22 protein-coding genes and 10 tRNA genes are annotated in these 26,965 nt (G+C 30.3%); all 32 read right to left on the bottom strand.

Going from position 1 to position 26,965, the window contains the following annotated elements; all coding sequences use genetic code 11:
* Positions 1-75: 75 nt before the first annotated feature.
* Positions 76-1,884, bottom strand: coding sequence for an ATP-dependent zinc metalloprotease FtsH (gene ftsH, locus AXY43_RS14995; protein WP_023976915.1), 1,809 nt, complete (start codon positions 1,882-1,884; stop codon positions 76-78).
* Between the two features lie 74 nt (positions 1,885-1,958).
* Positions 1,959-2,498, bottom strand: coding sequence for a hypoxanthine phosphoribosyltransferase (hpt, locus tag AXY43_RS14990; protein WP_011967463.1), 540 nt, complete (start codon positions 2,496-2,498; stop codon positions 1,959-1,961).
* Between the two features lie 2 nt (positions 2,499-2,500).
* A complete protein-coding gene (gene tilS / locus AXY43_RS14985) occupies positions 2,501-3,907 on the bottom strand; it encodes a tRNA lysidine(34) synthetase TilS (RefSeq protein WP_023976916.1) in 1,407 nt (468 codons plus the stop codon).
* 266 nt (positions 3,908-4,173) lie between these two features.
* A complete protein-coding gene (spoIIE, locus tag AXY43_RS14980) occupies positions 4,174-6,585 on the bottom strand; it encodes a stage II sporulation protein E (RefSeq protein WP_077723627.1) in 2,412 nt (803 codons plus the stop codon).
* Positions 6,586-7,249: 664 nt separating this feature from the next.
* Positions 7,250-7,325 (bottom strand) — tRNA-Met (locus AXY43_RS14975).
* A 19-nt stretch (positions 7,326-7,344) separates the two neighbouring features.
* A tRNA-Leu gene (locus tag AXY43_RS14970) sits at positions 7,345-7,433 on the bottom strand.
* A 70-nt stretch (positions 7,434-7,503) separates the two neighbouring features.
* Positions 7,504-7,579, bottom strand: a tRNA-Met gene (locus tag AXY43_RS14965).
* 21 nt (positions 7,580-7,600) lie between these two features.
* Positions 7,601-7,689 (bottom strand) — tRNA-Leu (locus AXY43_RS14960).
* Positions 7,690-7,695: 6 nt separating this feature from the next.
* Positions 7,696-7,772, bottom strand: a tRNA-Met gene (locus AXY43_RS14955).
* Positions 7,773-7,779: 7 nt separating this feature from the next.
* A tRNA-Met gene (locus tag AXY43_RS14950) sits at positions 7,780-7,855 on the bottom strand.
* Between the two features lie 21 nt (positions 7,856-7,876).
* Positions 7,877-7,965 (bottom strand) — tRNA-Leu (locus AXY43_RS14945).
* A gap of 6 nt (positions 7,966-7,971) precedes the next feature.
* Positions 7,972-8,048, bottom strand: a tRNA-Met gene (locus AXY43_RS14940).
* Between the two features lie 7 nt (positions 8,049-8,055).
* Positions 8,056-8,131: transfer RNA gene (locus AXY43_RS14935), tRNA-Met, on the bottom strand.
* A gap of 21 nt (positions 8,132-8,152) precedes the next feature.
* Positions 8,153-8,241: transfer RNA gene (locus tag AXY43_RS14930), tRNA-Leu, on the bottom strand.
* Between the two features lie 275 nt (positions 8,242-8,516).
* Positions 8,517-8,927 carry a S1 domain-containing RNA-binding protein gene (locus AXY43_RS14925; RefSeq protein ID WP_017209499.1) on the bottom strand — a complete coding sequence of 137 codons (411 nt, stop codon included), beginning with the start codon at positions 8,925-8,927 and terminating at the stop codon, positions 8,517-8,519.
* 149 nt (positions 8,928-9,076) lie between these two features.
* The gene (locus AXY43_RS14920) at positions 9,077-9,364 is read right to left on the bottom strand and encodes an FtsB family cell division protein (protein ID WP_023976792.1); all 288 of its coding nucleotides are present in this window, start codon (positions 9,362-9,364) and stop codon (positions 9,077-9,079) included.
* Positions 9,365-9,441: 77 nt separating this feature from the next.
* A complete protein-coding gene (gene yabQ, locus AXY43_RS14915) occupies positions 9,442-9,834 on the bottom strand; it encodes a spore cortex biosynthesis protein YabQ (protein WP_011967458.1) in 393 nt (130 codons plus the stop codon).
* Positions 9,835-9,843: 9 nt separating this feature from the next.
* Positions 9,844-10,137, bottom strand: a complete 294-nt coding sequence (gene yabP, locus AXY43_RS14910; protein WP_011967457.1) for a sporulation protein YabP — start codon at positions 10,135-10,137, stop codon at positions 9,844-9,846.
* A gap of 203 nt (positions 10,138-10,340) precedes the next feature.
* Complete coding sequence (locus AXY43_RS14905) at positions 10,341-10,601, bottom strand: RNA-binding S4 domain-containing protein (protein WP_011967456.1); 261 nt, start codon at positions 10,599-10,601, stop codon at positions 10,341-10,343.
* Between the two features lie 70 nt (positions 10,602-10,671).
* Positions 10,672-10,947 (bottom strand): HU family DNA-binding protein, encoded by a 276-nt coding sequence (locus tag AXY43_RS14900; RefSeq protein WP_008422747.1) that lies wholly within the window; start codon positions 10,945-10,947, stop codon positions 10,672-10,674.
* A gap of 220 nt (positions 10,948-11,167) precedes the next feature.
* The gene (gene mazG / locus AXY43_RS14895) at positions 11,168-12,619 is read right to left on the bottom strand and encodes a nucleoside triphosphate pyrophosphohydrolase (RefSeq protein ID WP_023976793.1); all 1,452 of its coding nucleotides are present in this window, start codon (positions 12,617-12,619) and stop codon (positions 11,168-11,170) included.
* A gap of 17 nt (positions 12,620-12,636) precedes the next feature.
* Positions 12,637-14,172 carry a putative polysaccharide biosynthesis protein gene (locus tag AXY43_RS14890; RefSeq protein WP_023976794.1) on the bottom strand — a complete coding sequence of 512 codons (1,536 nt, stop codon included), beginning with the start codon at positions 14,170-14,172 and terminating at the stop codon, positions 12,637-12,639.
* Between the two features lie 95 nt (positions 14,173-14,267).
* Entirely contained in the window at positions 14,268-14,816 is a 549-nt protein-coding gene (gene spoVT, locus AXY43_RS14885) for a stage V sporulation protein T (protein ID WP_011967453.1), read from the bottom strand.
* Between the two features lie 255 nt (positions 14,817-15,071).
* Entirely contained in the window at positions 15,072-16,106 is a 1,035-nt protein-coding gene (locus AXY43_RS14880) for a peptidylprolyl isomerase (RefSeq protein ID WP_023976795.1), read from the bottom strand.
* Between the two features lie 288 nt (positions 16,107-16,394).
* Positions 16,395-19,895 carry a transcription-repair coupling factor gene (gene mfd / locus AXY43_RS14875; RefSeq protein WP_023976796.1) on the bottom strand — a complete coding sequence of 1,167 codons (3,501 nt, stop codon included), beginning with the start codon at positions 19,893-19,895 and terminating at the stop codon, positions 16,395-16,397.
* Positions 19,896-19,909: 14 nt separating this feature from the next.
* A complete protein-coding gene (pth, locus tag AXY43_RS14870; RefSeq protein WP_011967450.1) occupies positions 19,910-20,485 on the bottom strand; it encodes an aminoacyl-tRNA hydrolase in 576 nt (191 codons plus the stop codon).
* A gap of 22 nt (positions 20,486-20,507) precedes the next feature.
* A complete protein-coding gene (locus AXY43_RS14865; protein WP_011967449.1) occupies positions 20,508-21,929 on the bottom strand; it encodes a sensor histidine kinase in 1,422 nt (473 codons plus the stop codon).
* Positions 21,930-22,616, bottom strand: a complete 687-nt coding sequence (locus AXY43_RS14860) for a response regulator transcription factor (protein ID WP_011967448.1) — start codon at positions 22,614-22,616, stop codon at positions 21,930-21,932.
* Positions 22,617-22,934: 318 nt separating this feature from the next.
* On the bottom strand, positions 22,935-23,900 hold the full coding sequence (locus AXY43_RS14855; protein WP_011967447.1) for a ribose-phosphate diphosphokinase: 966 nt from the start codon (positions 23,898-23,900) through the stop codon (positions 22,935-22,937).
* Positions 23,901-23,947: 47 nt separating this feature from the next.
* Complete coding sequence (gene glmU, locus AXY43_RS14850; RefSeq protein WP_023976797.1) at positions 23,948-25,315, bottom strand: bifunctional UDP-N-acetylglucosamine diphosphorylase/glucosamine-1-phosphate N-acetyltransferase GlmU; 1,368 nt, start codon at positions 25,313-25,315, stop codon at positions 23,948-23,950.
* A 195-nt stretch (positions 25,316-25,510) separates the two neighbouring features.
* Positions 25,511-25,786 (bottom strand): septation regulator SpoVG, encoded by a 276-nt coding sequence (gene spoVG, locus AXY43_RS14845; protein WP_011967445.1) that lies wholly within the window; start codon positions 25,784-25,786, stop codon positions 25,511-25,513.
* A 330-nt stretch (positions 25,787-26,116) separates the two neighbouring features.
* The gene (purR, locus tag AXY43_RS14840) at positions 26,117-26,932 is read right to left on the bottom strand and encodes a pur operon repressor (RefSeq protein WP_011967444.1); all 816 of its coding nucleotides are present in this window, start codon (positions 26,930-26,932) and stop codon (positions 26,117-26,119) included.
* Positions 26,933-26,965 lie beyond the last annotated feature (33 nt).

Below are 26,965 nucleotides of genomic sequence, written 5' to 3'. Positions count from 1 at the left end.
AATATTCTATGATTCTACATATAAAAAATTAAAGGGCTATTTCAAACCCATTTTGTGCCTGAAATAGCCTGTGTATTAATTATTTACAAAAATATCTTCGAATTCTTCTGCATCAAGTTTTTCTTTTTCAATTAAAGCTTTTGCAACAGCATGTAATTTGTTTATATTTTCTTTTAGAAGCTTATTAGCTCTATCATAAGCCTCATCTATAAATTTCTTTATTTCTTTATCTATTTTAGAACCTATCTCTTCGCTAAAGTTTCTCCCCTTACCTAAGTCTCTTCCAAGGAAAACTTCATCATGCCCTGAAGTACTAAATGATATAGTTCCAATTTCTTCGCTCATACCATAATCCATAACCATACTTCTAGCTATATGACTTGCTCTATCTATATCATTTTTTGCACCAGTACTTATATCTCCCATAATCAATCTTTCAGCAACTCTTCCACCTAGGAGTCCAACCATCTCATCTTTTAATTTAGACTTAGATGTATAAGAAGTGTCCTCCTTTGGAAGATGCATAGTATATCCACCAGCTCTACCTCTTGGAATTACACTTATTTCATGAACCGGATCACAGTGTGGAAGCAATCTCATAACAACTGCATGACCTGCTTCATGATAAGCTGTTAATTTCCTATCATGTTCAGTTATTACCCTACTCTTTTTCTCAGGACCTGCAATTACTTTTGTTATTGCTTCTTCCATTTCAGACATAGAAATTTGTTTTTTGTCTTTTCTAACAGCAAGTAATGCCGCTTCATTTGTTAGATTTTCTAAATCTGCTCCCGAAAACCCTGGTGTTCTTCTAGCAAGCACATCTAACTTCACATCATCATTTAGTGGTTTCTTTCTTGTATGAACTTTAAGAATTTCCTCTCTACCTTTTACATCTGGAGCTCCAACAATTATTTGCCTATCAAATCTTCCTGGTCTTAATAACGCTGGATCTAATATATCAGGCCTATTTGTTGCAGCTATCATTATGATACCTTCATTAGCACCGAATCCATCCATTTCAACAAGAAGTTGATTTAATGTCTGTTCTCTTTCGTCATGTCCTCCACCTAAGCCTGCACCTCTCTGTCTTCCAACTGCATCAATTTCATCTATAAATACTATACAAGGTGAATTTTTCTTTGCTTCTTCAAATAAACTTCTAACTCTCGATGCACCAACACCAACAAACATTTCAACAAAATCTGATCCTGATATACTAAAGAATGGCACGCCTGCCTCTCCCGCTATCGCTTTTGCAAGTAATGTTTTTCCAGTCCCAGGAGGCCCAACTAATAAAACGCCTTTAGGAATTCTTGCGCCTATCTGTATATACTTTGATGGCAATTTTAAAAATTCAACAATTTCTTCAAGCTCAGCTTTCTCTTCATCCGCACCTGCTATATCTTCAAATGTAACTGTTTGTGTATCTGGAGTTACCATTTTAGCTTTGCTTTTACCAAAATTCATAACCCCTCTTCCACCACTTCCGCTTTGGGATTGTTGAGTAAATATAAATAGGAATATAAATATAAATACTGCCATTAATATAAATGGAAGTAATGTTGCTATCCACGTTGCATTATTAGATGGTTTCTCAAAAACGACTTTAACATCTAATTTAGGCTGATTTACTATAAGCGAACTAACAAGTTCACCCGGAGCAATAGTAACAAAACTTTTATTATCAGTAGTTTTTCCTTCTATAGTCATGCTGTCTTCCTTGACTAAGATACTTTCTATTTCATTTGAATTCCACTTTTGTATAAATGAACTATAAGTTATCTCATTAGAACCTTTTCCTGTTTGCCACATAGTAACTGCTGCTAAAATCAGCATAACTGAGCATACAATCCATACAGCCGCACTTGAATATTTTTTCATTCAAGGCCCCCCTCTCTCATCATATTTAAAATTTTACCATAGGAATATTTTTATTACAATTAAATTTGAACTTTCTATTTTTCATATACTTCAGGCTTTAATATCCCTATAAAAGGTAAATTCCTGTATTTTTCAGCATAATCTATTCCATAACCTACTATGAATCCATCAGGAACCTCAAATCCAATATATTTAACATCTAAATCAGATTTACGCCTCGCTTGCTTATTTAGTAATGCAACTATTTCTATACTATTTGCTTTTCTCGCTTTTAAATATTTAAGTAAATATGTTAAGGTTACTCCTGTATCAACAATATCCTCAACCACTAAAATATCTTTTCCTTCTATACTATTATCTAAGTCTTTTAATATTCTTACGACACCAGATGTTTCTGTAGAACTTCCATAGCTTGAAACTGCCATAAAATCTATTTCACATTTAATAGATATGTTTTTTATTAGCTCGGCAGCAAATATTACTGATCCTTTTAAAATACCAACTATAAGTAAATCTTTTCCTCTATAATCTGTACTTATTTCACTTGCAAGTTCTTTAATTCTCTTACTTAAAATTTCTTCTGAGTATAGTATCTCTTGTATATCTTGTTTCATATTTAATATTCCTTTCTTTGAACGACTACTTTTAATATATTCGTACTTTTACTTGTAAGTTTATATTCTTCTGAGATTCTAATTCCAATAACCCATGCAATCCTTTCATCAAAGCATAAAATAGGGATGCATTCTCTTTCATTCTTAGGAATTTTCATATCAATAAAAATATCTTTTAATTTTTTGCTACCACTCATTCCTAGTGGAATAATTTTATCTCCATTCTTTCTATTTCGTATTGAAATATTATTATTAATTTTATCAAAATCAAAATACTTAACGAAATCTCCTTGCTTTAAGTTTATAGAATTTTCATTATAACCATTAATTATAGAAAATTGAATAACATACTTATGAAACTCAACTGTATTTATATATATGTTATCTTTACCTAAAATTATTTCTTCTTTTTTACTATTTATATCTGATTTTTTTGTCTTTGTTTTTATGTATATATCTCCATAAACATTTTCAGCACAAACTCCATTTGGAAGATGCACTAACTTTCCAGAGTATTTTTGAGCCAAACAAGATATTTCATATATATGCTTAACTTCAAAATCGTAATTAGACTTTGAATACCTTGTTAACGCATGCCTTAATACTCTATTAACCAAAGATTCTTCCTCTTTAAATATTTCCTTTTTTATTATAAAATAATCATTACATTCCATACAATATTTATTGTATAAACCAGCGGATAATTTTTCAAGGAATTCATTATCTTTTTGCAATAATGTAGACATCCTATTCAAAGTCTGTACTATATCTTCATTAAAATTTTCTTTCATATATGGCAATATATCTAATCTTATTTTATTTCTATTATAAATTTTTTCAAAGTTAGTTTTATCAATTCTTGGATTTAAGTTCTTTAGCTTTACGTAGTTTTCTACTTCTTCTCTACTCAAGCATAAAATGGGTCTTATTATTTTATCATCTCTAGACGCCCTAATTCCTCCCAACCCTTCAAGGCCTGTTCCTCTCATAAGCCTAAATAAGACTGTCTCCGCCTGATCATTTGCATTATGCGCAGTAGCAATCTTATTAAAGCCTTCTTTTTCTAAGATTTCATCAAAAAAATCATATCTAGCATTCCTCCCAGCCATTTCCGAAGACAACTTACTTTCCTTAGAATAAGCATTAATATCTACACGTTTGACAAAACATTTTATTCCCATATCATTGCATGTATTAATGACATATCTCTCATCTTCAAATGCATCTTCGCCTCTTAAAAGATGATTTAAGTGTGCAGCAGCTATACTTATATTTAATTCTTCTCTTAGCTCAAATAAAACATTCAAAAGACATATAGAATCTGGTCCTCCAGAAAGAGCAATCAAAATTTTATCATTGGGTTTAATAAGGTTATTGTCTTTTATATAAGACAGTACTTTTCTATACAAAAATAACACTCCTACTTATTTATTATTATGTCATATACAATTCCGCTTCTTATATTTTACGTATATATGTTCTAAATGTAAACATTATTGCTTCAATTTAACAGTTCAAAACTCATTCTATATAAATATAACATTATTCTTAAAAACAATCTTATTTATTTACTTAAATATGAAACAAATATAAATAGCTGTTTCAAATTTAACTTACGATTTAAATTTTTGAAACAGCTATTTATAATATTTTAATAACTTATTGCATGATAATCTTAGCTATCTAAATAAACTTTTGAAACTACTACTGTCATATCATCTTTAATTGTTCCATTACTTAATTTTTTCGCTCTTTCTAACACCTTTTCTGACAGTTCTCTAGGATCTGAATTAATTGTCTTTAAATATTCTTCAATCCAAGTTGATTCTCCCGAGTTTGATTTATCTATATCTAAAATACCATCGCTGACATTAATTAAAATATCACCAGGTCGTAGCACTTCTCTTATAACTTCCACGTCCACTTCATCTACAAGTCCAAAAGGTAAATTCTTAGAATTAATAGATATTACATCACGGCCTCTTTTTATAAAGCTAGGTGCTGCGCCTATCTTTACAAATATTGCATTACCATTATATAAGTCAATTCTATTTAAATCTAAAGTTGCATATTTTTCATCTTCCGAAAATCTCATTCCCATTATAGAATTAACTGTGTTGACCGTTATATCTTCATCGAACCCTGCTTCAATAAGCTTTTCTACCAAATCAACAGTTGCTTTGCTTTCTTCCTTAGCCTCTGGTCCAGACCCCATCCCATCACTTAGAATTGTCATATACGTTCCATTTCTTGTCCTTCCAAAACTATAACTATCACCTATTTGAGTTTCTCCACCTTTTGGTTCCATTGCACCATAAGACACCATATAATACTTTGGTTTTTCCTCTATCGTTATAATACATTCATTTGTCTGTGGATTTATTTTACAACCATCATCCCCAATACATAATTTCATTCTCATAGCACTGCTCAATAGAGAAACTATGTTTTTTCCATAATAATCAGCTCCTTCGCAATTATTTACACTTAATCTAATCTTAACCCTACCGCTTTTATCTATATAGCAAAAAATATCATTGTAATATATGGAGTTTTTATTCAGTATACGTTTCGTCAATCTTTCTAAATCAGTATCTATTCTAACCTCCTTTTTAAAATCATTAAGAAGATTATCTAAAGTACACGATATGTTAGTTATATGGGATGATAATATATTTCTTCCTTCTGCTAATCTTTCCTTTATTGATTCATTTACATTATAATTGGTTACAATCCCCTCTGCATTTTTTAAAAGTGTAAAATTTTTGATACATCTTTTTTGCAAATCCATAGGAATTGCTAATTTGCCCTCCTCCTTACTTTGAATTAACATTTGAAAAGAATTAAATGTTTGATGAAACTCTCTTTCCCAGCATAAAGGCCTATTTTCACAGCTTGAACAACTTCTATCTGCCAAGTTTTCTACTAATGCACTCCCTTTCGATTTAATCAATAAATTTTCATTATCATTGTTAGTTAATAAGCATCTTGATACATTTGTAAGTACACTTGTAAGCTCTTTTAATTTAAAAGTAAATTCCTCCTTTATTGCATTTAATTGAATTTCGCCTAAAGATGCTTTCTTTCTATATGGATTTATCTCAATTTCAATACTTGTAAATACAGGTTTTGGAACACACAAGAATAAAACAGAACTAGTAAGAACCTCAACTCCCAACTTCAATGTTACTGCATTAGAGTACAAAGCTAATGCAGTATAAATTATTATACCTGATAGTATTGAAAATATTTTCCCAGTATCTTTAAATATGCCAACAATTAAGCCTCCAACTCCAAAAAAGGCTACACTATACATCATGTCATTTGAAGCAACTCCAAGCATTATACCCATAGAAACTCCAATCATAGTTCCATATGTTGCACCGCCTACATATGCAATCGTCAAAACTAATGTAAGTGCGCATATATTTCTTATAGAGTAATTACTAATATTTATATTACCTATTCCTGCAACTAATAAACATAAAAATATTCCAATACTTACTATTTCCTCCGAAGAAAAGAAGTAATTGGTATTAACCTCTTCCAAAGAATTTAGCGCATACTTTATAACATAATATATGGGCAATACAATTAATGTCTGTATTAAACATAAAGTTATATTTACGCCAAGTTCATATTTATTAACTAGTAAACCATAACAAAAAAAACTACTTAGAATTATTACAAAACCTACTAATTCCTTTTTTCTATTTTTAGCTGGTGCTATAAACACATAGTAAATTGTAACTAAAGCTACAGCTACTAAATATACATAACCGTCTGTCAGTAAACTACTTATTGTTAGATATCCTATAGCGATTCCTATCGCCACAGTTAAACTATTTCTCCTATTCTCTTTTGTAACTACAGCTATCAAATACGCAATTCCTATTGGCGCTATACCAAGACTATCTGATTGATTTAATAATAAATTTACTCTACCGAGCAAGATTCCTGAAATTAGAATAATCCCTAACTTCACTATAGATGTTTTCATCCATAACTTTTTTCTTAAGTTTTCTACTCTAGTTATTCCTTCATACTTATCCAACCCTAATCCATACTGCACATTAGCTCGCCTCATTTCCAAATAATGTAATTTGATTATAGCATCATAACCTTACGATAAATGTCATAAGGTGTTTATCGTATAAAGTTTTCGTAGGACAACTTCATCTATATTTCTCTAATATCTAATGATTTAATAGATTATTTTCTTTATTACATTTTGATCTAATATCATACTTAGTCAAGGTAAATCAAGATATCTGGCTAATTATTAAACTTAGAACGTTATAATTAATTTGTCGTTAATCTCATTTTATTAGAAATTTATATATAAAATATTTTTCATAAAATTATAAATCGTGAATACACTTTTTAATTACTCCTTAAAATAATATTTTTTACGATTATTCTCGGATTTTCTTGGCTTAAGTGACCAAAATTCGTATTCGGTAATCAATCTTATGACAAGTTAACTTACAGTACTCAAAATATTAAGTACTAAAAAAAGCCTAACATAAGTGTAGTCATCTACATTCATATTAAACTTCTATCTATAACTAATTTAAACACCATGTTAGAAAAGTAAACTTTAAATATCTCATTCTTAGCATTATAAATAGATGCTAAAGTTTTCTTCTCACTGGCTAGGAATTTATTCAGAATATTATGCCTTTATCTTATACTTCATATAATAAATATTTTCCAAACAAAAAAAGACCTGAGCTACTGCTTAAGTCTTATGGTTGCGGAGGCAGGACTTGAACCTACGACCTTCGGGTTATGAGCCCGACGAGCTACCAACTGCTCCACCCCGCGATATTATTTTTTTCATATATGGTGCCGAAGACCGGAATCGAACCGGTACGGTGTTTAACTACCGCAGGATTTTAAGTCCTGTGCGTCTGCCAGTTCCGCCACTTCGGCATATTCATTGTATCCTACAAGTTCACGACATATAAGTTAAAGCTTTGATAACAAAGCTTACTAAACTTTATGGTTGCGGAGGCAGGACTTGAACCTACGACCTTCGGGTTATGAGCCCGACGAGCTACCAACTGCTCCACCCCGCGATATTATTTTTTTCATATATATGGTGCCGAAGACCGGAATCGAACCGGTACGGTGTTTAACTACCGCAGGATTTTAAGTCCTGTGCGTCTGCCAGTTCCGCCACTTCGGCACATATTGGTAGCGGAAATAGGACTTGAACCTACGACACCTCGGGTATGAACCGAGTGCTCTAGCCAGCTGAGCTATTCCGCCATATTTATGGTTGCGGGGGCAGGACTTGAACCTACGACCTTCGGGTTATGAGCCCGACGAGCTACCAACTGCTCCACCCCGCGATATTATTTTTTTCATATATATGGTGCCGAAGACCGGAATCGAACCGGTACGGTGTTTAACCACCGCAGGATTTTAAGTCCTGTGCGTCTGCCAGTTCCGCCACTTCGGCACATATTGGTAGCGGAAATAGGACTTGAACCTACGACACCTCGGGTATGAACCGAGTGCTCTAGCCAGCTGAGCTATTCCGCCATATCAATGGTTGCGGGGGCAGGACTTGAACCTACGACCTTCGGGTTATGAGCCCGACGAGCTACCAACTGCTCCACCCCGCGATATTATTTTTTTCATATACATGGTGCCGAAGACCGGAATCGAACCGGTACGGTGTTTAACCACCGCAGGATTTTAAGTCCTGTGCGTCTGCCAGTTCCGCCACTTCGGCATATCTTATAAACTAAGTGCCAACGACAAAGCTAATTATAATACATATTCTTTTTAGTGTCAACAATATTTTTTTATTAATCTTATATATTTAAAATTTTAATTGCAATAATCAGTAAATCACAAGTTTTAAGCACTATAAATATCCATTTATAATCTTAATAATGCAGAATAAACTGTAAACAAATATAAAAATTTCTCTACAAATCTATTCTACATTTGAAATTTATCAAGCAAATTTTATATTTATTTTCCTAATAAAGATTTTAAAAATTTTTAGTAGCCTTTTTTTCCACCTTTACTTTTAAATTCTTGATGTTTCTTTACATCTTGCATTCTTTCTTCACTATCTTTTAGAAACTTAGACATAATATCTTCGAAATTTCCTGAATTAGTAGTTTTCTTCTTATCAGGTGCCTTCCAATCAATCTCTGCTGGTTTAACCGATTTTCTTTGAACATTTGCTTGCTTTATTGAAAGACTGATTTTACCATTATCATCAATTGAGATAACTTTCACTTTCACTTTATCTTGCTCACTAAGATGTTCTCTAATATCTTTTACGTAAGAATCTGCCACTTCTGAAATATGAACTAATCCAGTTTTGCCTTCAACTTCAATAAAAGCTCCAAAGTTTGTGATGTTTATCACTGTGCCCTCTACTATGTTTCCTGCCATTAAGGTCATGTTTAAAAGACTCCTCCTTAAATTTAAAAATATATAAATTTATAAGAACAAATCTGCTGTGCAGATGCTCTTTAATTTAGAATACAAATTTAATTATTTAGCTACTATAATATTACCAGAGTTTTATAAGTTTTTCTATAAATTGAAATTTAATTTTGATTTGTTATCTCACCATTAACAACTTTTTCACCAGGCTTAATCATCCCAAGTCTTTCCCTTGCTAATTTTTCAAGATAATCCGATGAGCTTGAATTAATTTTATCAACTTCATCTTGAAGTCTTTCGTTTTTTTGCTTAATTTCATTTAACTGAACTTGTTTACTGTCAATTTCCTTTTGAATTCTATTCATTGTCATACTTTGCCTAATGTAACTAAAGACAAAGAAAATAATAAATCCAGTAATTATTGTCCGCTTTAATATTAACTTCGTTTTCATCTATAAGAACCTCTATTTTGCAAATTCTCTTAAGTCTATTGTAAACACTATATTAGTATTATTCAAGTAATTTTTTATCATTTCCTTTTATCAGTAATTTTATATGCAATTATTTTTAATGGATATAATAAATTTTTCAATAAAATTCTAATCAACTTATAAGATAATTTTGCAATTAGCATCTCGCTGTTATAAAAATACTTACTAATAAATTTAAAGTATAATATAATGGCCATAATTATGAAAATATATACATAGGGAGTTAAAAATGCATAATTAGTATATAGTAAAAAGGTAAAAACAATCAAAGCAATAAGTACACAAAATAGCATATCTTCTATTATTGTTAATATCTTTATAGAGTTTAATCCTCTTATTCCTCTATATATATCAAACAATATTCCCGTTATAACACCTCCAATTAAGCTGCATATAACAAGATTAATCTGCATATTCAATCCTAAAGGCATACTATATTCCTACTTAAACAATCTGCTTATTATGCTTTCATTGCTTTTCTTAGATATCTTTCCGTTATATACCATAGATGCAATGCTTCCAGCAATTATAACATCACCATTTTGCACATCCAACTTGTTCATTTTTAACTCTTCTCCCTTGATAGTTAAATTTCCTAGATTAGTTGTTAAATCTATTTTTTGCTCATCAAAACTTATAACCTCTATAACACCACTTAAAGTTAATTTTTTTCTATTCTCTAGAGATAAACTTGATTTATTATCTTCTACTTTATTTTCCACTCTTTTCTCCATTAAAAATTCCTCCATTTATTTTTCTTATACAATATATGTTTGTATTTTGCATTTTAGAATTTAGAACCTTTAATAAGTTAAGTATAGTGGAATTTATTTCTTAAAAGCTGTTAAGTGGAATTATTTATGATAATTTCACTTAACATAAATCTTTTTTGTTCAATCCCCATATATAGATAAAGAGTAGATAAACTATATAGTTTCTACTCTTTATCTTCTTCACCCTCAAGGATAATATACATTTCTTTTGCTTCTTCTTTTCTCACATGTTCTACTACACTAGCAATTTCCGCTTTTAATACTTTATTAGCAAACGTTATTTCAATTATATCCCCTTCTTTTATTTTTGTAGAAGGCTTTGCTACTTTCCCGTTTATTAATATACGGCCACTCTCACATATTTCTTTCGCTACAGTTCTTCTTTTTATAATACGCGATACCTTTAAATATTTATCTAGCCTCACAATTTCTCCTCCATTCAAAAGAACCCGAGAAAACTCGGGTTCATATTTACTCTGTCTAACTTGTATTTTATTACTTGTTAACTTTATCTTTGAATTCCTTACCTGCTTTAAATACTGGAACTGTTGTTGCAGGAATGTTTATAACTTCTTTAGTTCTAGGATTTCTTCCTTCTCTAGCTGCTCTTTCTCTAGTTTCAAAAGTTCCAAATCCAACTAATTGAACCTTTTCTCCTTTTTCTAGTGCTTCCTCAACACTTTCAATTAAAGCTTTTAATGCTAATTCTGCATCTTTTTTTGTTAATTTACTTTTTTCCGCCATACTAGTAATTAATTCTGCTTTATTCACAATAACATCCTCCTTAAAATCCAGTTACATATTTTCTAACTGTTTTCTTTATGTACTAAATTGCACTTCTTTATTATATAACCTCTTCAGCTACCCGTCTATAGAAAAACGCTTTCTTTTCCTATATATAACTAAATAATCCAATAAATCGTTACAAAGTAGTTCTTTATAAAATTATTATTCTTCATAAACTAGAAAATTCCTTTATTTAAATTACCTATTAACCTAAGTTTTTTGAAATTTCCCATAGTTCATTCATTTCATCTAAAGTCATACTTGTTAATTCAATATTCTTATCCTTAGCTGCTCTTTCAATATACTGAAATCTTTTTATAAACTTGTCTATAGTATAATTTAATGCTATTTCTTCGTCTACTTTCAGAAACCTTGCAATATTTACACATGAAAATATTAAATCTCCGACTTCTTCTTCTATTTTCTCCACATTTTCTGTATTATATACATCAATTACTTCTTTTAACTCTTCTTTTACCTTACTTACAGCAAAATCTATATTTTCAAAGTCAAATCCAACCTTACTTGCCTTTTCTTGAATCTTATGTGCTCTTAAAAGTGCAGGTAGTCCCTTTGTTATTCCTTTCAGTTCATCTACAACACTATTATATCCCTTTTCTTTCTTCTTTAACTCATCCCACTTTATTAATACATCTTCTGATGAATTCAATCCATCAGCGTCTTTAAATACATGAGGATGCCTACTTATCATTTTATTACAAATTCCTTCTATCACATCTCCTATATCGAAATATCCGTCTTCTTTTCCAATAGATGCATGAAAAACAACTTGTAGAAGTACATCTCCTAATTCTTCGATTAACGAATTATCATCATCTTGATCTATTGCGTCTATTACCTCATAGCTTTCTTCTATTAAAGCCTTCTTAAGAGACTTATGGGTTTGTTCTCTATCCCACGGACATCCATCTTCACCTCTCAAAACTTCTATTATGTCTAAAAAATCATTAAAGTCTTTTTTGTTTTTTAAATCCTTTGGTATATAAATAGATGTTAAATAATCTATGTCCTCCTGCATATCCAGTTCAAATAACGGTATCTTTCTTATGCTTTCCTGACCGTCTATTCCGGCTGCTCTTACATAATAAATCTCTGTTTCATCATTATAGCATTCTAGCAATCTTAATTTAACTTCTGATGCTATCAATTGATTGTATACCTGCGTAACAATTGTTCCTATTCTTTTGTCTAAAATTTGGTTACTTATGTCAAAAGAGTCTATAACCTTTAACCCCTCTATAGGATCAATCTTAAGGCTTTCAATCATTGCATCGATAAAACTTACTGCTGGTATAACTTTATATTCTATTCCATTTTCTTTACATAGTTCTATTAAGTTAAATACTGATTTTTCTGCAACCAATGGATGACCTGGAACTGCATAAATTAAATCAGTCATATTTTTATGCTTATTAATTATGTCTTTTGCGATATTTAAGTATACTTCATCAAAATTATCTATACTATCATAAATATTATCATAAGTATCAAATACGATATTTTTTTCCTTCAGGTAATCTACTGTTGGATGCTTTTCCGTTCTTAGAAATATATGTTTGCTTGCTTCGAGTTCATTTATTGTTCCTATTGTCAATGCATCCTTACTTCCTGGTCCTAATCCCACTATCTTAATCATTAGAATTTCTCTCCTTTTTACTTTCTTTTAAATCTATCTCTTATTTCTTCAACATTAAATACCTTGAATACAATTATCATTATAATATATACTATCATACCCAAAAATATAGATGTCAAGCAAGATATTCCATTACTAATTGTATTCTTATATAAAATATTATAACTTATTAATACAATTAACATCATAATACTGGATGCATAGCAAGGTTTTATTAATATTTCGTATAAGTTAAGTCTTACTCTTAGTGTAAATTTCATCATCATTATATTTAAAATACTTACTGTTAAATAAGCTCCAAAGCTCGCCAAAACAGCACCATATATGTTAAACATTTGCATAGGAACTAATACCCATGTTAATACAATTTTAATCAAACATCCAATCAAGAGGTTAATAACAGGTTTTATATAATGCCCTGTTCCTTGCAGTATTGCTGTTGTTGTTTGAGTAATTATTATAAAAGGAATTGTTAATGATAAATATTTTAATATCTCTATTCCTTCAAACCTACCTGGAAATATAAACTTCATTACTGGTTCAGCTAAAAAGAATAACCCAAAAGTGCACGGAATAGCAATTACTGATGCCATTTTCATAGATGCATCTATTTTGCCTTTTAGCTCTTTCTGCTTCTTAAGTATGAAATTCTCAGCTATGATAGGAATTAGAGATGTACAAATAGCCATAGAAAGAGTTAATGGAATATTTACGATTACAGACGCTTTACCTGTTAATTGCGCATATAATACAGTTGATTGTACATTTGTGAAGCCCGCATCTAATAGTTTTTGTGGTACTAAAATGGAATCTATTAAATTCATAATACTTGATACTGTAGTACCTAATGATATTGGTATTGCAATCTTTAATATAGTATTTAATATTTCTGGATTGCTTTTTATTTTTTTAATGGCATAACGTTTCTTTACTCTTTTATAATTCGAGTATAAATAAGCTCCTCCAAGAACAGCTCCCGCAGTTGCTCCAAATGCTGCGCCACCTGCTGAGTACTCTATGCCTCTAGGTAGTAAAAATACAGCAAGTCCAACACCGAATATGACTCTACCAATCTGCTCTATTATCTGTGATATAGCTGACGGAGTCATATTTTGCAGCCCTTGAAAGAATCCTCTAAATATAGTTACAAATGATATTACAATTGGTGCAAATGATATTCCGATTAATGAATAATACGCTTTTGGATCCCACTTCAAAAATAATACTATTGGTTTTGCAAAAAAGAATAACGCTAAAGTTGTGCCTGTCCCTATTATTGTCATTAAAATAGCAGATTCTTTCATTACTTCAAAGCTTCCATATATATCATTTGTTGCATTCTTTTCTGATATCATCTTAGAAATTGCAACTGGAACTCCAGAAGCCATAGCTATAAAAAACATATACAGCGGGTATGACATTTGATAATATCCAATTCCCTCATCTCCAATTAACATTATTAGTGGCCATCTAAAAAATAGACCTAAAAATCTTGTTAATATTCCTGCAACTCCAAGAATTATGCTCCCTCTTATTAGGGATTGTTTTTTCATAAAACACCTCCAAACTTACATGTTACTAATTAATTATTATTGTAAGTTTGGAGGTATTATTCCTTTTATTTTCATAATGTGGTTATTTATAAGTATTATTGCTCCATTTGTTTGCCTAAGAATGCTGCAGCTGTCTCAACTAGCTTTGTTTCAACTTCGCCAAGCTCTCCATCTTCTTTTGAAAGAATAATTACAGCTCCTATTTCATCACCTTCAGCTATGATTGGTGATATAACTTGACTAGTGTACTCTGTTTCATCGTCATCATTATGTAATGGTATTACTGCGTTATCAGCTTTATTTAATAATACAGTTTTTCTTCCGTCCATTATCTTTTCTAGCTCACTGCTTACTTTTCTTTCTATGTAGTCTTTTTTTGGTGCTCCACTTACTGAAACAAATGCATCTTTATCAGCTATTAGTACTACATGACCTATAACTTGTTGCAAGCTTTCACAATATTCCTTTGAAAAGTTAGTAAGTTCTTCAATTGGTGAATATTTTTTTAAAATTACTCCACCATCTCTATCGGTAAAAATTTCTAAAGGATCTCCTTCTCTTATTCTTAAAGTTCTCCTTATTTCCTTTGGTATTACTACTCTTCCTAAATCATCAATTCTTCTAACAATTCCTGTTGCCTTCATTGGTTATATAACCTCCTTTGAACTCTATTAATTGGTTGCACTATTATTATTTGAATTTCTAGAAATTTTATACACTTATAGACAAATTTTATATTAATTATTTTTTTGTTAATATAAATGCTGTTATTTCAATGTAATACATATAGTAGAAACAAAAATAGGACTACTTTGAATAATCAGAGATATTTCAAAGTAGTCCTAACTTTCATTATTAAATAGCTAAATTATTAATAGATACCTAATTATATTTTAGTATTATAATTTATCTTCATAAGTTTTTACTTTTAGGTCTGTTTTCCATTCTGTAATCTTAGCACTTAAAGCATCTTGTTGCTTTTGTTGTAATAATGATGATTTTATTTGATCTTTAACTTGTTCAAAAGGAGTTACTTGTGAGTCTTTTAATCCAGTAGCCTTAATTATATGATATCCGAACTGACTCTTTACTGGCGCTGAAATTTCCCCTTCTTTCAAATTCTTAAACCCATCCATAAATTCAGTAACTAATTGTGTTGAGTTGTATGCTACAAATCCTAAACTACCACCATTATCTTTGGTTGCTGCATCTGTTGAGTTCTCCTTAGCTAATTTCGCAAAATCAGCTCCGGAATCTAATTTTGATTTTATAGCATTAGCTTTTGTTAATGATGCATCATAATCTATTGATCCATCACTAGCCTTTTCAGCTATTAAAATATGCGATGCATTAGCTCCAGCTCCTTGTGTATATTTTGAATCCTTATTTTCATTATAATATGTTTGAACATCGTCATCAGTAACTTCTATATCTTTCACTATATCTTGTTGAACAGCCTGCATTATAACATTATTTTTTACAACATCTTTTAGCTGATCTTCAGTCAATCCATTTTGCTCTAGAACACTTTCAAATTGTCCTTCTTCTGAATATTGGGATTTAATTTGAGCTATTTGATCATCAACTTGCTTATTTATATCATCATCAGATGGCTTAAGATTTAACTCAGTAGCCTTTTGTAATACTACTTTTTGAGTTACTAAGCTATCTAATTCCTGTTTTTTTGCTTGTTGCAACTGATCTTTAACTTGAGCATTACTTTCATAATTATCTCCATACTGCTGTTTTAGTTGTGCAGTATACTTTTCCATTTCTTTATCTAAATCACCTTTTGTTATTTTTTCATTTCCAACTGTTGCAAGAACTGTTTTCTGTATCGCTTCTGGTGTTTTCTCAATCATTTTGCAACCCATAGCTGATACCGCAATTGTCACCATAGCTAAAGCTGCAACAAATTTTTTTAATTTTTTCAAAGTTTTCCCCTCGCTTATTCTAGATTTAAACCCACTAAAAAATAACTTTCCACATAAATATATATAATTTAGACAAGCTAAAATCACTTTTCAAATTCTACTTAAACAAAACTTTCTATAATTATAAAACGAAATTTGAAAAGCTAAATTAATTTTTGTCGGACGATATTATTCTTTTAGGTTTCTTACTGTAAAAATTCATAACATTAGTATATCAATATTGCTTTTATAATTCAAATTTTTTACACTATTTTATTTCTTCTACTTTTCTTTTATATCATAGATTTGTTACAATATTATGTCATCGAAAACTTCCTTCAGAAACTCCAATTTATTTTCCTTCTTAATATATTTTAATTTAAATGCGAAATAAGGGTTTGAACCAAACTTTAATACTACGCTATTCTTATATTTTTCCATCAATATTTTAAATATATTTTTATATTCACTTTCACCTTGTGCAAACTTGAACAATAATTCTTTTGGAGTTTCTTTTATCTCTTCAATGAATATAGATTTAGCTCTACTCTTTATATAAGCAATATCCATTAAATTATACACAGGTTCTGGTATCTTAGAGTATCTATCTTCTAGTTCTTCTTTGATATCACTATAATCGTCTAATCCCTCAATTGCAGCAATTTTCTTATAAACTTCAATTTTTTGAATTTCATCTTCTATATAATTTTCTGATATAAAGGCATCTACTTTTATATCTAAGGTTGTTTCTATAGGTTCTTTTTGAATTTCACCTTTAAGAAGTTTAACAGTATCTTCAAGCATTCTGCAATACAGATCATATCCTATAGAGGCCATATGTCCATGTTGAGAAGATCCCATCATATTACCTGCACCTCTAATTTCCAAATCTCTCATAGCTATTTTAAAACCAGAGCCCAATTCAGTGAAATCCTTTAATGCTTTAAGCCTTTTTTCAGCAACTTCTGTTAATACTTTATCCTTAGTATATAGCAAATACGCATATGCAATTCTATTTGATCTTCCAACTCTACCTCTAAGCTGATATAACTGAGAAAGTCCCATCTTATCTGCATCATATATTATTATAGTATTTACATTTTGAATATCCATTCCAGTTTCTATTATAGTAGTGCAAACTAATACGTTATACTCTTCTGACATAAAGTCAAACATTTCCTTCTCAAGTTGTCTTTCTGCCATTTGACCATGAGCAATTCCGACTTTACTCTCTGGAACTAACGATTGAACATACTTAGCCATCCTTTCGATATCTTCCACTCTATTGTATACGAAGTAAACTTGGCCGCCTCTACCTATTTCCCTAAGAATTGCGTCTCTTATAAGCTGATCATTTTGTTCAACAACATATGTTTGGACAGGGTATCTTTCTTCTGGTGGTGTTTCTATGACTGAAATATCTCTAACTCCACTTAGCGACATATGCAGGGTTCTAGGAATTGGAGTTGCACTTAGAGTTAAAACATCAACATTTTTCTTAATTCCCTTAATCTTTTCTTTTTGCTTAACTCCAAATCTTTGCTCTTCGTCTACTATTAATAAGCCTAGATCTTTAAATTGAATGTCTTTAGATACCAATCTATGAGTACCTATTAAAATATCTAAATTACCTTCCTTCACCTTTTGAAGTATTTCTTTTTGCTGTTTCGCTGTCCTAAACCTGCTAACCATGTCTATCTTTATCGGAAAATCTGAAAATCTATTTTTTATATTTTTATAATGTTGCTCTGCTAAAATGGTAGTTGGAACTAAAAGAGCAACTTGCTTTCCATCCATTACTGCTTTAAATGCAGCCCTTATAGCAACTTCTGTTTTACCGTATCCAACATCTCCACATAAAAGTCTATCCATAGGTTTATCAGATTCCATATCTATCTTTATTTCTTCTAGTGATGTTAATTGGTCTGGAGTTTCTTCAAACGGAAACTCATCTTCAAATTGTTTTTGCCATTCAGTGTCCTTGGAAAACTTATGTCCTTTTACAGTACTTCTCATTGCGTAAAGCTTAACTAGATCTTCAGCTATTTCATTTATTGATTTTCTTGCCTTTGCTTTTGCTTTTTGCCATTCAGCGCTTCCAAGTTTATTAACTTTAGGTGACTTTCCTTCACTTCCAATATACTTTTGAATTAAATCTAATTGATCTACTGGAACATATAATTTATCACCTTTATCATAAACAATATCTAAATAATCTCTTTTATGCCCTCCAACATCTATTTGTTTAATTCCCTTGTATACTCCGATACCATGATTTGCATGTACTACGTAATCTCCCGGCTTTAATTCCGCAAAGCTCTTGATTTTAGAAATTCCCTTTTTCTTTGCTTTACTACTTTTTAATTTTCTCTTTGCCGCACCAAATACTTCTTTATCTGATATTATACATACTTTATATTGTGGATATTCAAATCCTCTCAACTGATTACCAAAAGTTATTACAACTTCACCATGCTCAATTTTATCAACAGTATCCTTATAGACACTTTCTATACCTCTATCTCTTAATGTTCCAACTAAACGTTCTCCTCTAGCTCGAGTTCCTGATAAAATTAGTGTCTTATATCCTAAATTCTTTTTACCTAATATTTCATCAATTAATAAATCTAGCTGACCTTGATAGTTATTTAATGTTGTCTGAGCTACATTTATTATTGATAGTGGCTTTAGCCAGCCAGAAACTTTTGTCAATGCTTCCATAAAAGCAATCTTTTCATCTTCAAATGATTCTAATACTTCTTCTTTATTTATTAATAAATTTCCTTGCCCTGGAAATATATCTCCTCTTTGAGAAAAAGCTGTGAAATTTTCTTCAAACTCTAAATAAGTTGATTCTAATTTTCCATTACATCTTTGAACATTATCTACTATAAAGAAATAATTCTTAAAATAATCAAAAAGACTTTCTGTTTCTTTGGTAAAGTACGGAAGATAACTATCTATTGTTTCAAAAGACGAAGTCTCTTCTAGTAGTTCTAAGTTTTTATTTAATATTTTTCTTAGTTTTTCTACTCTTTCACTATCTTTATCACTTTCAGCAATTTTATTAAACTCTTCCTTAAGTTTATTTCTTCCAACCTCTAACATCTCTTCTGAAACTATTACTTCTTTTGCAGGGAAAATATCTATCTTTTTAACTTTCTCAATACTTCGTTGAGATTCTGTATTAAAAGTTCTTATTGATTCTATTTCATCGCCAAAAAGTTCAACTCTATATGGATAAGTTGAACCTGTTGGAAATACGTCTAATATGCCTCCTCTAAGTGAAAATTGTCCTTTGCCCTCAACCATTTCCACTCTTTCATAACCTGATTGAATTAATTTCTTTGATATATCGGCAAGATTAACTTCATCGCCTTCTTTAAATTTCATGCTGTATTCCAAAAATAAATTATGAGGAGTATATTTTGCAGCAAAAGCTTCTATTGATGTCACTATTATTTTTTTCTTATTATTTAATATTTCATTTATTACTTTTAATCTTGCCCATCTCAAATCTCCAGAGATAGCATCAATATTATAGAAAACCATTTCCTTTACTGGAAAATAATATACCTCACTAGTATAAAATATCAAATCTTCATAAAGATTTTTTGCCTCCATATCGCTTTGAGTTACAACCACAATTGATCTGTTAGTATTTTCAAATATTCCACTTATAATGTATCCTCGACCTGATTCAGATGCACCATATATACCAATAGGGTATCTTTTACTTTCAATCCCTTGTATTATGTCTTGAAATTCTAAACTACTTTCCAAGGGCTCCAATAACCCTTTTAATCTCATCCCATGCACCTTCCTTAAACTGTTGTACTCGCCTTGAATCCATTGAACTGATTCATAGCTGTCTTAACATCATTTTTAATTATTTCCGCCGCCGCCTTTGTGGACGCTTCTATACTTTCACTTAGAATAGCAGTTTCTTCTTTTGTAAATTTACCTAATACATGCTTTACTAAATCTCCATTAGGTTGTCCTACCCCTACTTTTATCCTTGAGAAAATTTCACTATTTAAATGTGCTATAATGCTCTTTATTCCATTATGCCCTCCAGCACTTCCTTTTTCTCTTATTCTTAATTTTCCAACTTCTAGACTTATATCATCATATATAACTAGTATCTCATCGTTGTTAAGATTATAAAAATCAACTACTTCTCTTACACTTTCACCACTTAAGTTCATGTAAGTAGTTGGCTTTAAAAGCATAACCTTTTTTCCATTTATAAAACCTTCTCCATACATACCTTTAAATTTTTGCCTGTTTATTTCAATATTATACTCTTTTGCAATATTATCAATAACTTTAAAACCAATATTATGTCTTGTATTCTCATACTCATTCCCTGGGTTTCCAAGACCTACTATTAAAAACATACTTGTGTCCTCCTTAGCGCTCTTATCTAATCTTATTATTTTTATATTTTGTAAGAGAAAATGTAAATGTGACTCCTATATTAGGATGATTCTTGACCCATACTTCCTCACCTTGTTGCATAATTATCATTCTTACTATTGGCAATCCGAGTCCAGTACTAACTTTGTTTGTTCTAGATTTATCTGATTTATAAAATCTATTCCATATATGCCTTATTTCTTCATCTGCAATTTTAGGTCCATTATTATATATCTCAACAAATACTTTAGAACCCTTGGAATATGTACTAATTCTTATAATTCCATTATTTCCGCAGTATTTTATTGCATTATCTAATAAATTAGTTATGACTTGCATTGTCTTATCTTCATCAGCTTTTACATAACAATTCTGGTCTTTCAAATCTATTTTTAACATTATTTGCTTTTCTCTTATCTTTTGTTCATTATTTATAACACATAATCTAATTAACTCATTTATATCGATCTTTCTTATATTGAATTTTAATTTACCTGATTCAATGGCTGATAAATCTAGTAAATCATTAATTAATCTTGTAAGTCTTTTTATCTCACTGTATACTATGTCTAAATAATATCCTTCTTTATCCCTTGGAATCACTCCATCTATTATTCCAGCAATAAATCCCTTTATAGAAGTTATTGGTGATCTCAACTCATGAGAAACATTTGATATAAAATCTCTTCTATTATTCTCAACCTTTTCTAAAGACTCCGCCATTATATTAAATGAACTTGCCAACTCACCAATCTCATCACACGATTCTATATGAACTCTTTTATTAACTTCTCCATTAGCAAACCTTTTGGCTGCCTTGTTTATTTCAGCTAAAGGATTAATCAATATTTTCTTTGAAACTAATGATAAAACTACAGATGCAAATACCATTGCTCCTAATGCCGATATCCATACAATAAGATATATTCTATGCAACTGTTTACCTATTGTTGATAAAGGAGCTGTCATGACAATATATCCTTGAAACTCATCATCTTCTAATATCGGATATATATAGGTGTAACGATCTCCAATATACTCTACTGGCTTTCCATCCAATAAAGAATATTTACTATTATCTAGATTCTCTGGTTTATTGTCTATCTCCTTAGTACTTGAAGTTTTGGAGTATATATATATATTATCAAACTTATCAGAAACAGTAATATCAGCATTTGCTCCAACACTTGACATATCCACTATAGCCTGTAATTTATCATATTCCAATGAATTTTTGTTAGAATTGTATGTTTTTATAGATTCGGATATATACTCTCCATCTTTCTGAAACTGCACCTTCTTTTCAGTAAAATATGTTATTCTAAACCATATAGATAATAACCAAGCTAATGAAACTAAAACAATAGTCAAAATAACTATAAATGTTATTATAAGTTTTTGAAGTAAGCTTCCACTTTTTTTCATTTAATTTACCTCAAATTTATAACCAACACCCCATACTGTTTGGATTTCCCACTGTTCTCCACTACTTAATTTTTCTCTTAATCTTTTTATATGAACATCTACAGTTCTAGAATCTCCTGGATAATCATATCCCCATACTTCACAAAGTAATTGCTCTCTCGTAAAAACTTTATTTTTATTATTAGCCAAATAATATAATAGTTCAAATTCCTTTGGTGGCATTTTTATTTCTTCTTCATTATATATAACTTTATACGAAGTTGAATCTATTGATAAATCACTTAATTTTATTACTTCATTTTTAATATTCTCTGAAGAATATCTCCTTAATACAGCTTTTACTCTGGCTAACAACTCTTTAGGTTCAAAAGGTTTTACTATATAATCATCTGCACCAATTTCCAGTGCTAAAACCTTGTCAAAGGTGTCCCCCTTTGCTGTAATCATTATAACTGGAGTTTCCTTCTGTTTTCGTATCCATTTTAGAATATCAATTCCATCTATATACGGTATCATAACATCAAGCAAGACAATATCTGGATTATATTCTAAATAAAATTCTTGAGCCTCTTTACCATTCAAGGCTATCTTTGTATTATATCCAGAGCTTTTTAAATACATGTCTATAACTTCACTAATGTTTTCATCGTCATCCACAATCAGAACCTTGGTTGTAACTCCATCCATTCTTCTTTCCTCCTTAATTTATTACTATTGCATAAGCATTCATATCCTAATATAACATAAATATACTATTTATTATAGAAAACAAAATTATCCTTTAATTATAATAAATATTCTAAAAATATATAAGTATAATAATTATTTAATAGATCCTATTTTAATTAAATCATAAAACTTTTCTCGTTTACAATCTTAATATTGACTTAATAAAATAAATTTATTTAACTATAAAAAATAGAATATATATTTACCCTAATTACTTAGAGTAAATATACATTCCTTTCAATATCTTATTTATTTAAAAACTCTTTAAATTATTATTTATTGTTGACATTCAAATAACTTACTTATTGGTTGATCATCATAAATTCTCTTTATTGCTTCTGCAAATAAAGGAGCTACTGATATAGATCTAATTTTGCTATTATCGTTACCTTCTTTTAACGGAATTGTATTTAATAGTACTAATTCTTCAATTGCTGAAGTATTTATCCTGTCCATTGCAGGGCCAGACAATACTCCATGTGTACAGCAAGCATATACATTCTTAGCCCCTAAATCCTTAAGTGCATTCGCTGCATTTGCAATAGTTCCTGCTGTATCTATCATATCATCAATTAATATACATCTTTTTCCTTCAATATCACCAATAATATTCATTATTTCTGAAACATTTGCCTTTGGCCTTCTCTTATCTATGATTGCTATTGGAGCATGTAAATTATCCGCAAATTTTCTTGCCCTCGTTACACTTCCTAAATCTGGTGAAACTACAACAACATCATCTTGATCTACTAATCCTTTTGATATATAATGCTCAGCAAGTATTGGTGCTCCAAGTAAATGATCTACTGGAATATTAAAGTATCCTTGAATCTGAGATGCATGTAAATCCATAGTTAAGACCCTGTTTGCTCCCGCTGCAGTCAATAAATCTGCAACCAGTTTTGCAGTTATAGGATCTCTTGATTTAACTTTCCTATCCTGCCTAGCATATCCATAATATGGAATGACCGCTGTAATTCTACCCGCTGATGCCCTTTTAAATGCATCAATCATAATTAGCAATTCCATTAGATTGTTATTAACAGGTGAAGATGTAGATTGAACTATGAACACATCATTCCCTCTAACAGTTTCATTAATATCAACAGATATTTCACCATCGCTAAAAGTTGAAACCTTAGAGTTTCCTACTGGAACTCCTAAAATCTCTGCTATATCTTGAGCTAACTGTGAGTGCGAATTTCCAGTAAATACTTTTATATTTCTTCCATGAGTTATCATAATTGAGAAGACCTCCTTAAAATTTTGGCTGATTTATTATTAAAAAATTATTTTTTTAATCCCTTTTTATCTACCCATCCACTGATATTTCTTTGCTTAGCTCTTGCAACTGCAAGATCACCTTCTTTTACTTCAGATGTAATGGTCGATCCTGCCGCAATATAAGTATTATCGTGAATTGTGACAGGTGATACCAAATTGGTATTACAGCCTATAAAGCTATGATCTCCTATAATAGTCTTATGTTTATTCTTACCATCATAATTTACAACTACTGTACCACATCCGAAATTACATTCCGATCCCACTTCTGCATCTCCTATATAAGTTAAGTGAGAGACTTTAGTTCCATCTCCAATAGTAGATTTCTTTATTTCTACAAAATCTCCTATTCTTGCATGCTTACCAATTGTAGTTTCTGGTCTTATATACGCAAACGGACCAACAGTAGTATTATCACCAATATTACTATTTAATATAACTGAAGCTTGAACATCTACCTCATTACCAATATTACTATCAACAATTCTTGAATTTTGATAAATTAAGCAGTTATTACCTATCTTTGTATTTCCCTCTAAAATATTATTAGGATATATTATTGTATCTTTGCCTATTTCAACATCAATCCCTATATATGTTGTTCTAGGATCAATTAGAGTAACTCCATTTTCCATATGCATAAGATTTATTCTATTCTTAAGTATTTCTTCTGCTTCTGCTAACTGAACTCTTGAATTTACTCCTATAGTTTCTTCATATTCAGTTACGACTGCACCTATTTTTTTACCTTGAGATTTTAATATTCCTATAGCATCTGTAAGATAATATTCACCTTGTCCATTATTATTTGTTATCTTACTTAACGCATCTACAAGTAGCTCAATATCAAAACAATATATTCCTGAATTCATCTCGTTTATCTTAAGCTCTTCTTCAGTGCAATCTTTATGCTCTACAATTTTTGATACGCCGTCATTCGTTCTTACTATTCTTCCATAACCTGTAGGATCATTAACTATTGCTGTTAATATAGTTGCTGAATTTTTTGCTTCTATATGTTCATTAAATAGCCTTTCAATTGTTGATTGCTTTATTAAAGGAGTATCACCAGTAAAAATTGCGACTACTCCTTTCTTATCCTTTAAGAACTCTTCAGCACACTTAACAGCATGACCAGTTCCTAATTGTTCAGCTTGCATTGAATAACTAACATTTCTATCTAATGTTCTCTCTTTAACAAGCTCAGCACCTTTCCCTATAATTACATCTATATCATCAATTCCTGATTTTCTTATCGAATCTATAACATGTTTTAGCATTTCTTTACCACATACTTTATGCAATACTTTAGGTAAATCAGATTTTATTCTTTTACCTTGACCCGCTGCTAAAACCAGTGCACATTTATACATTATATACCACACCTCATTTATAAATTTATATTAACACGATTATTTACTTACAATAATCGGTTAAATATTCATATCAATTTAATTATATTGGAAAGCTATTCTTATTTCAACCCATTAGTACATTTAATATTTGGCTATAGAAATACTTTATGACAAAACAAAAGGAAGTTATTAAAACTTCCTTTTGTTAAAATCCTAGCCTTCTACAACTTCTTCTGAGACTGCTTTTTCATAAGCTTCTAAAATTGCAGTTTGTATTTTTTCTCTTGCTTCTGTATTTATTGGGTGAGCTATATCCTTAAATTCTCCATCTGGTGTTTTTCTACTAGGCATAGCAATAAATAAACCCATTTGTCCTTCTATAACTTTGATATCATGAACTACAAATTCATTATCAAATGTGACAGAAACTATTCCTTTCATTTTACCTTCTGATGCAATTTTTCTAATCCTAACATCTGTTATTTGCATTTTACTCCACCCCTCCCAGTTGCCTTAAAAATATTTAATATTATATAATTTCTCCACAAATTTCTAAATTCCTTTTTTATATTTGATAAATCCTTATAAAATTTATTTTTTTGTGTAATCTTATACAAATACCAAATTTCTGGGATTGTCCTATTTGAATTTTAGAACAATTTCTATTCACGACAACTTGAAGTAACAATAAATATTTACCATAAAATCAATATTTTTCTTGTTGGGCCTATCTACAAATTTAATGTTCATTTATATGTATACTGAATTAAAAGTATTTGGAATTACGCGGCATCTTTAGAGTAAAATTTTCTGTTAATTTTAAGAAAATGTTTTTGAAGGTTGTATCCCTATAATTGCTGATTTATCAACAGCTTTTAACTCTACAATAGAAACATATTCGTCTACTAATTTTTTTTCAATTTGTTTATTATCGACTAATACTCCTATTCCTACTAGCTCGCTATCGAACTCTTTCAATAAGTCCTTAATACCTATTGCAGTTCCTCCACCCTTCATGAAATCATCAATGAATATACATTTACTTGATGGTTTCATGGACTTTTTTGATAGAGACATTTGTTGCAATCTTCCATTGCTTCCTGATACATAGTTTATAGTAACTGTAGGACCTTCCGTTACTTGACTATCTCTTCTAGCAATAACTAATTGTACGCCTAAATTTCTAGCAACCTCATAAGCTAAAGGAATACCTTTAGTTTCTACCGTTATTACATAATCAATCTCTTTTCCTTGAAAACACGATGAAAGCATGACTCCTGCTTTATTTATTATCTTAGGATCATACATTAGATCCGTCATATATATTATATTTCCCGGTATAACTCTTCCATCATCACTTAATTGCTGACATAATTCTAATGCAAAAGCTTTCTTCTCTTCTTCGCCACTTTGAGGAATGTATTTTATCCCACCTGCTACTCCTGCAATTGTTTCAACTTTACCCATTTCAAGTCTTTCTAGAATTTCTCTAACAACAACAATATCTTCACTTATAGTAGATTTAGCTGCATTTAGTAATTCTGAAAATTTATTTAATCCCAATATTTTATTTGGGTTTTCTAATAATATTTTTGTTATGGCAACTACCCTATTATTTCTTGTAAACTTCTCCATAAAATCACCCACACGAATTTTTTTTATATTAAA

Origin of the sequence: Clostridium sp. MF28, from assembly GCF_002969175.1 — a bacterium.
In the GTDB taxonomy this organism is placed as follows: domain Bacteria; phylum Bacillota; class Clostridia; order Clostridiales; family Clostridiaceae; genus Clostridium; species Clostridium beijerinckii.
This window is presented reverse-complemented; position numbering and strand designations above follow the sequence as displayed.

Bases quoted from the DNA above. Each gene is read 5' to 3' on its own strand.
- ftsH (WP_023976915.1), bottom strand. From the start codon at position 1,884: ATGAAAAAATATTCAAGTGCGGCTGTATGGATTGTATGCTCAGTTATG.
- hpt (WP_011967463.1), bottom strand. From the start codon at position 2,498: ATGAAACAAGATATACAAGAGATACTATACTCAGAAGAAATTTTAAGT.
- spoIIE (WP_077723627.1), bottom strand. From the start codon at position 6,585: ATGAGGCGAGCTAATGTGCAGTATGGATTAGGGTTGGATAAGTATGAA.
- AXY43_RS14925 (WP_017209499.1), bottom strand. From the start codon at position 8,927: ATGACCTTAATGGCAGGAAACATAGTAGAGGGCACAGTGATAAACATC.
- AXY43_RS14920 (WP_023976792.1), bottom strand. From the start codon at position 9,364: ATGAAAACGAAGTTAATATTAAAGCGGACAATAATTACTGGATTTATT.
- yabQ (WP_011967458.1), bottom strand. From the start codon at position 9,834: ATGCCTTTAGGATTGAATATGCAGATTAATCTTGTTATATGCAGCTTA.
- yabP (WP_011967457.1), bottom strand. From the start codon at position 10,137: ATGGAGAAAAGAGTGGAAAATAAAGTAGAAGATAATAAATCAAGTTTA.
- mazG (WP_023976793.1), bottom strand. From the start codon at position 12,619: ATGATTAAGATAGTGGGATTAGGACCAGGAAGTAAGGATGCATTGACA.
- AXY43_RS14890 (WP_023976794.1), bottom strand. From the start codon at position 14,172: ATGAAAAAACAATCCCTAATAAGAGGGAGCATAATTCTTGGAGTTGCA.
- spoVT (WP_011967453.1), bottom strand. From the start codon at position 14,816: ATGAAGGCAACAGGAATTGTTAGAAGAATTGATGATTTAGGAAGAGTA.
- mfd (WP_023976796.1), bottom strand. From the start codon at position 19,895: ATGAGATTAAAAGGGTTATTGGAGCCCTTGGAAAGTAGTTTAGAATTT.
- pth (WP_011967450.1), bottom strand. From the start codon at position 20,485: ATGTTTTTAATAGTAGGTCTTGGAAACCCAGGGAATGAGTATGAGAAT.
- AXY43_RS14865 (WP_011967449.1), bottom strand. From the start codon at position 21,929: ATGAAAAAAAGTGGAAGCTTACTTCAAAAACTTATAATAACATTTATA.
- AXY43_RS14860 (WP_011967448.1), bottom strand. From the start codon at position 22,616: ATGGATGGAGTTACAACCAAGGTTCTGATTGTGGATGACGATGAAAAC.
- AXY43_RS14855 (WP_011967447.1), bottom strand. From the start codon at position 23,900: ATGATAACTCATGGAAGAAATATAAAAGTATTTACTGGAAATTCGCAC.
- glmU (WP_023976797.1), bottom strand. From the start codon at position 25,315: ATGTATAAATGTGCACTGGTTTTAGCAGCGGGTCAAGGTAAAAGAATA.
- spoVG (WP_011967445.1), bottom strand. From the start codon at position 25,786: ATGCAAATAACAGATGTTAGGATTAGAAAAATTGCATCAGAAGGTAAA.
- purR (WP_011967444.1), bottom strand. From the start codon at position 26,932: ATGGAGAAGTTTACAAGAAATAATAGGGTAGTTGCCATAACAAAAATA.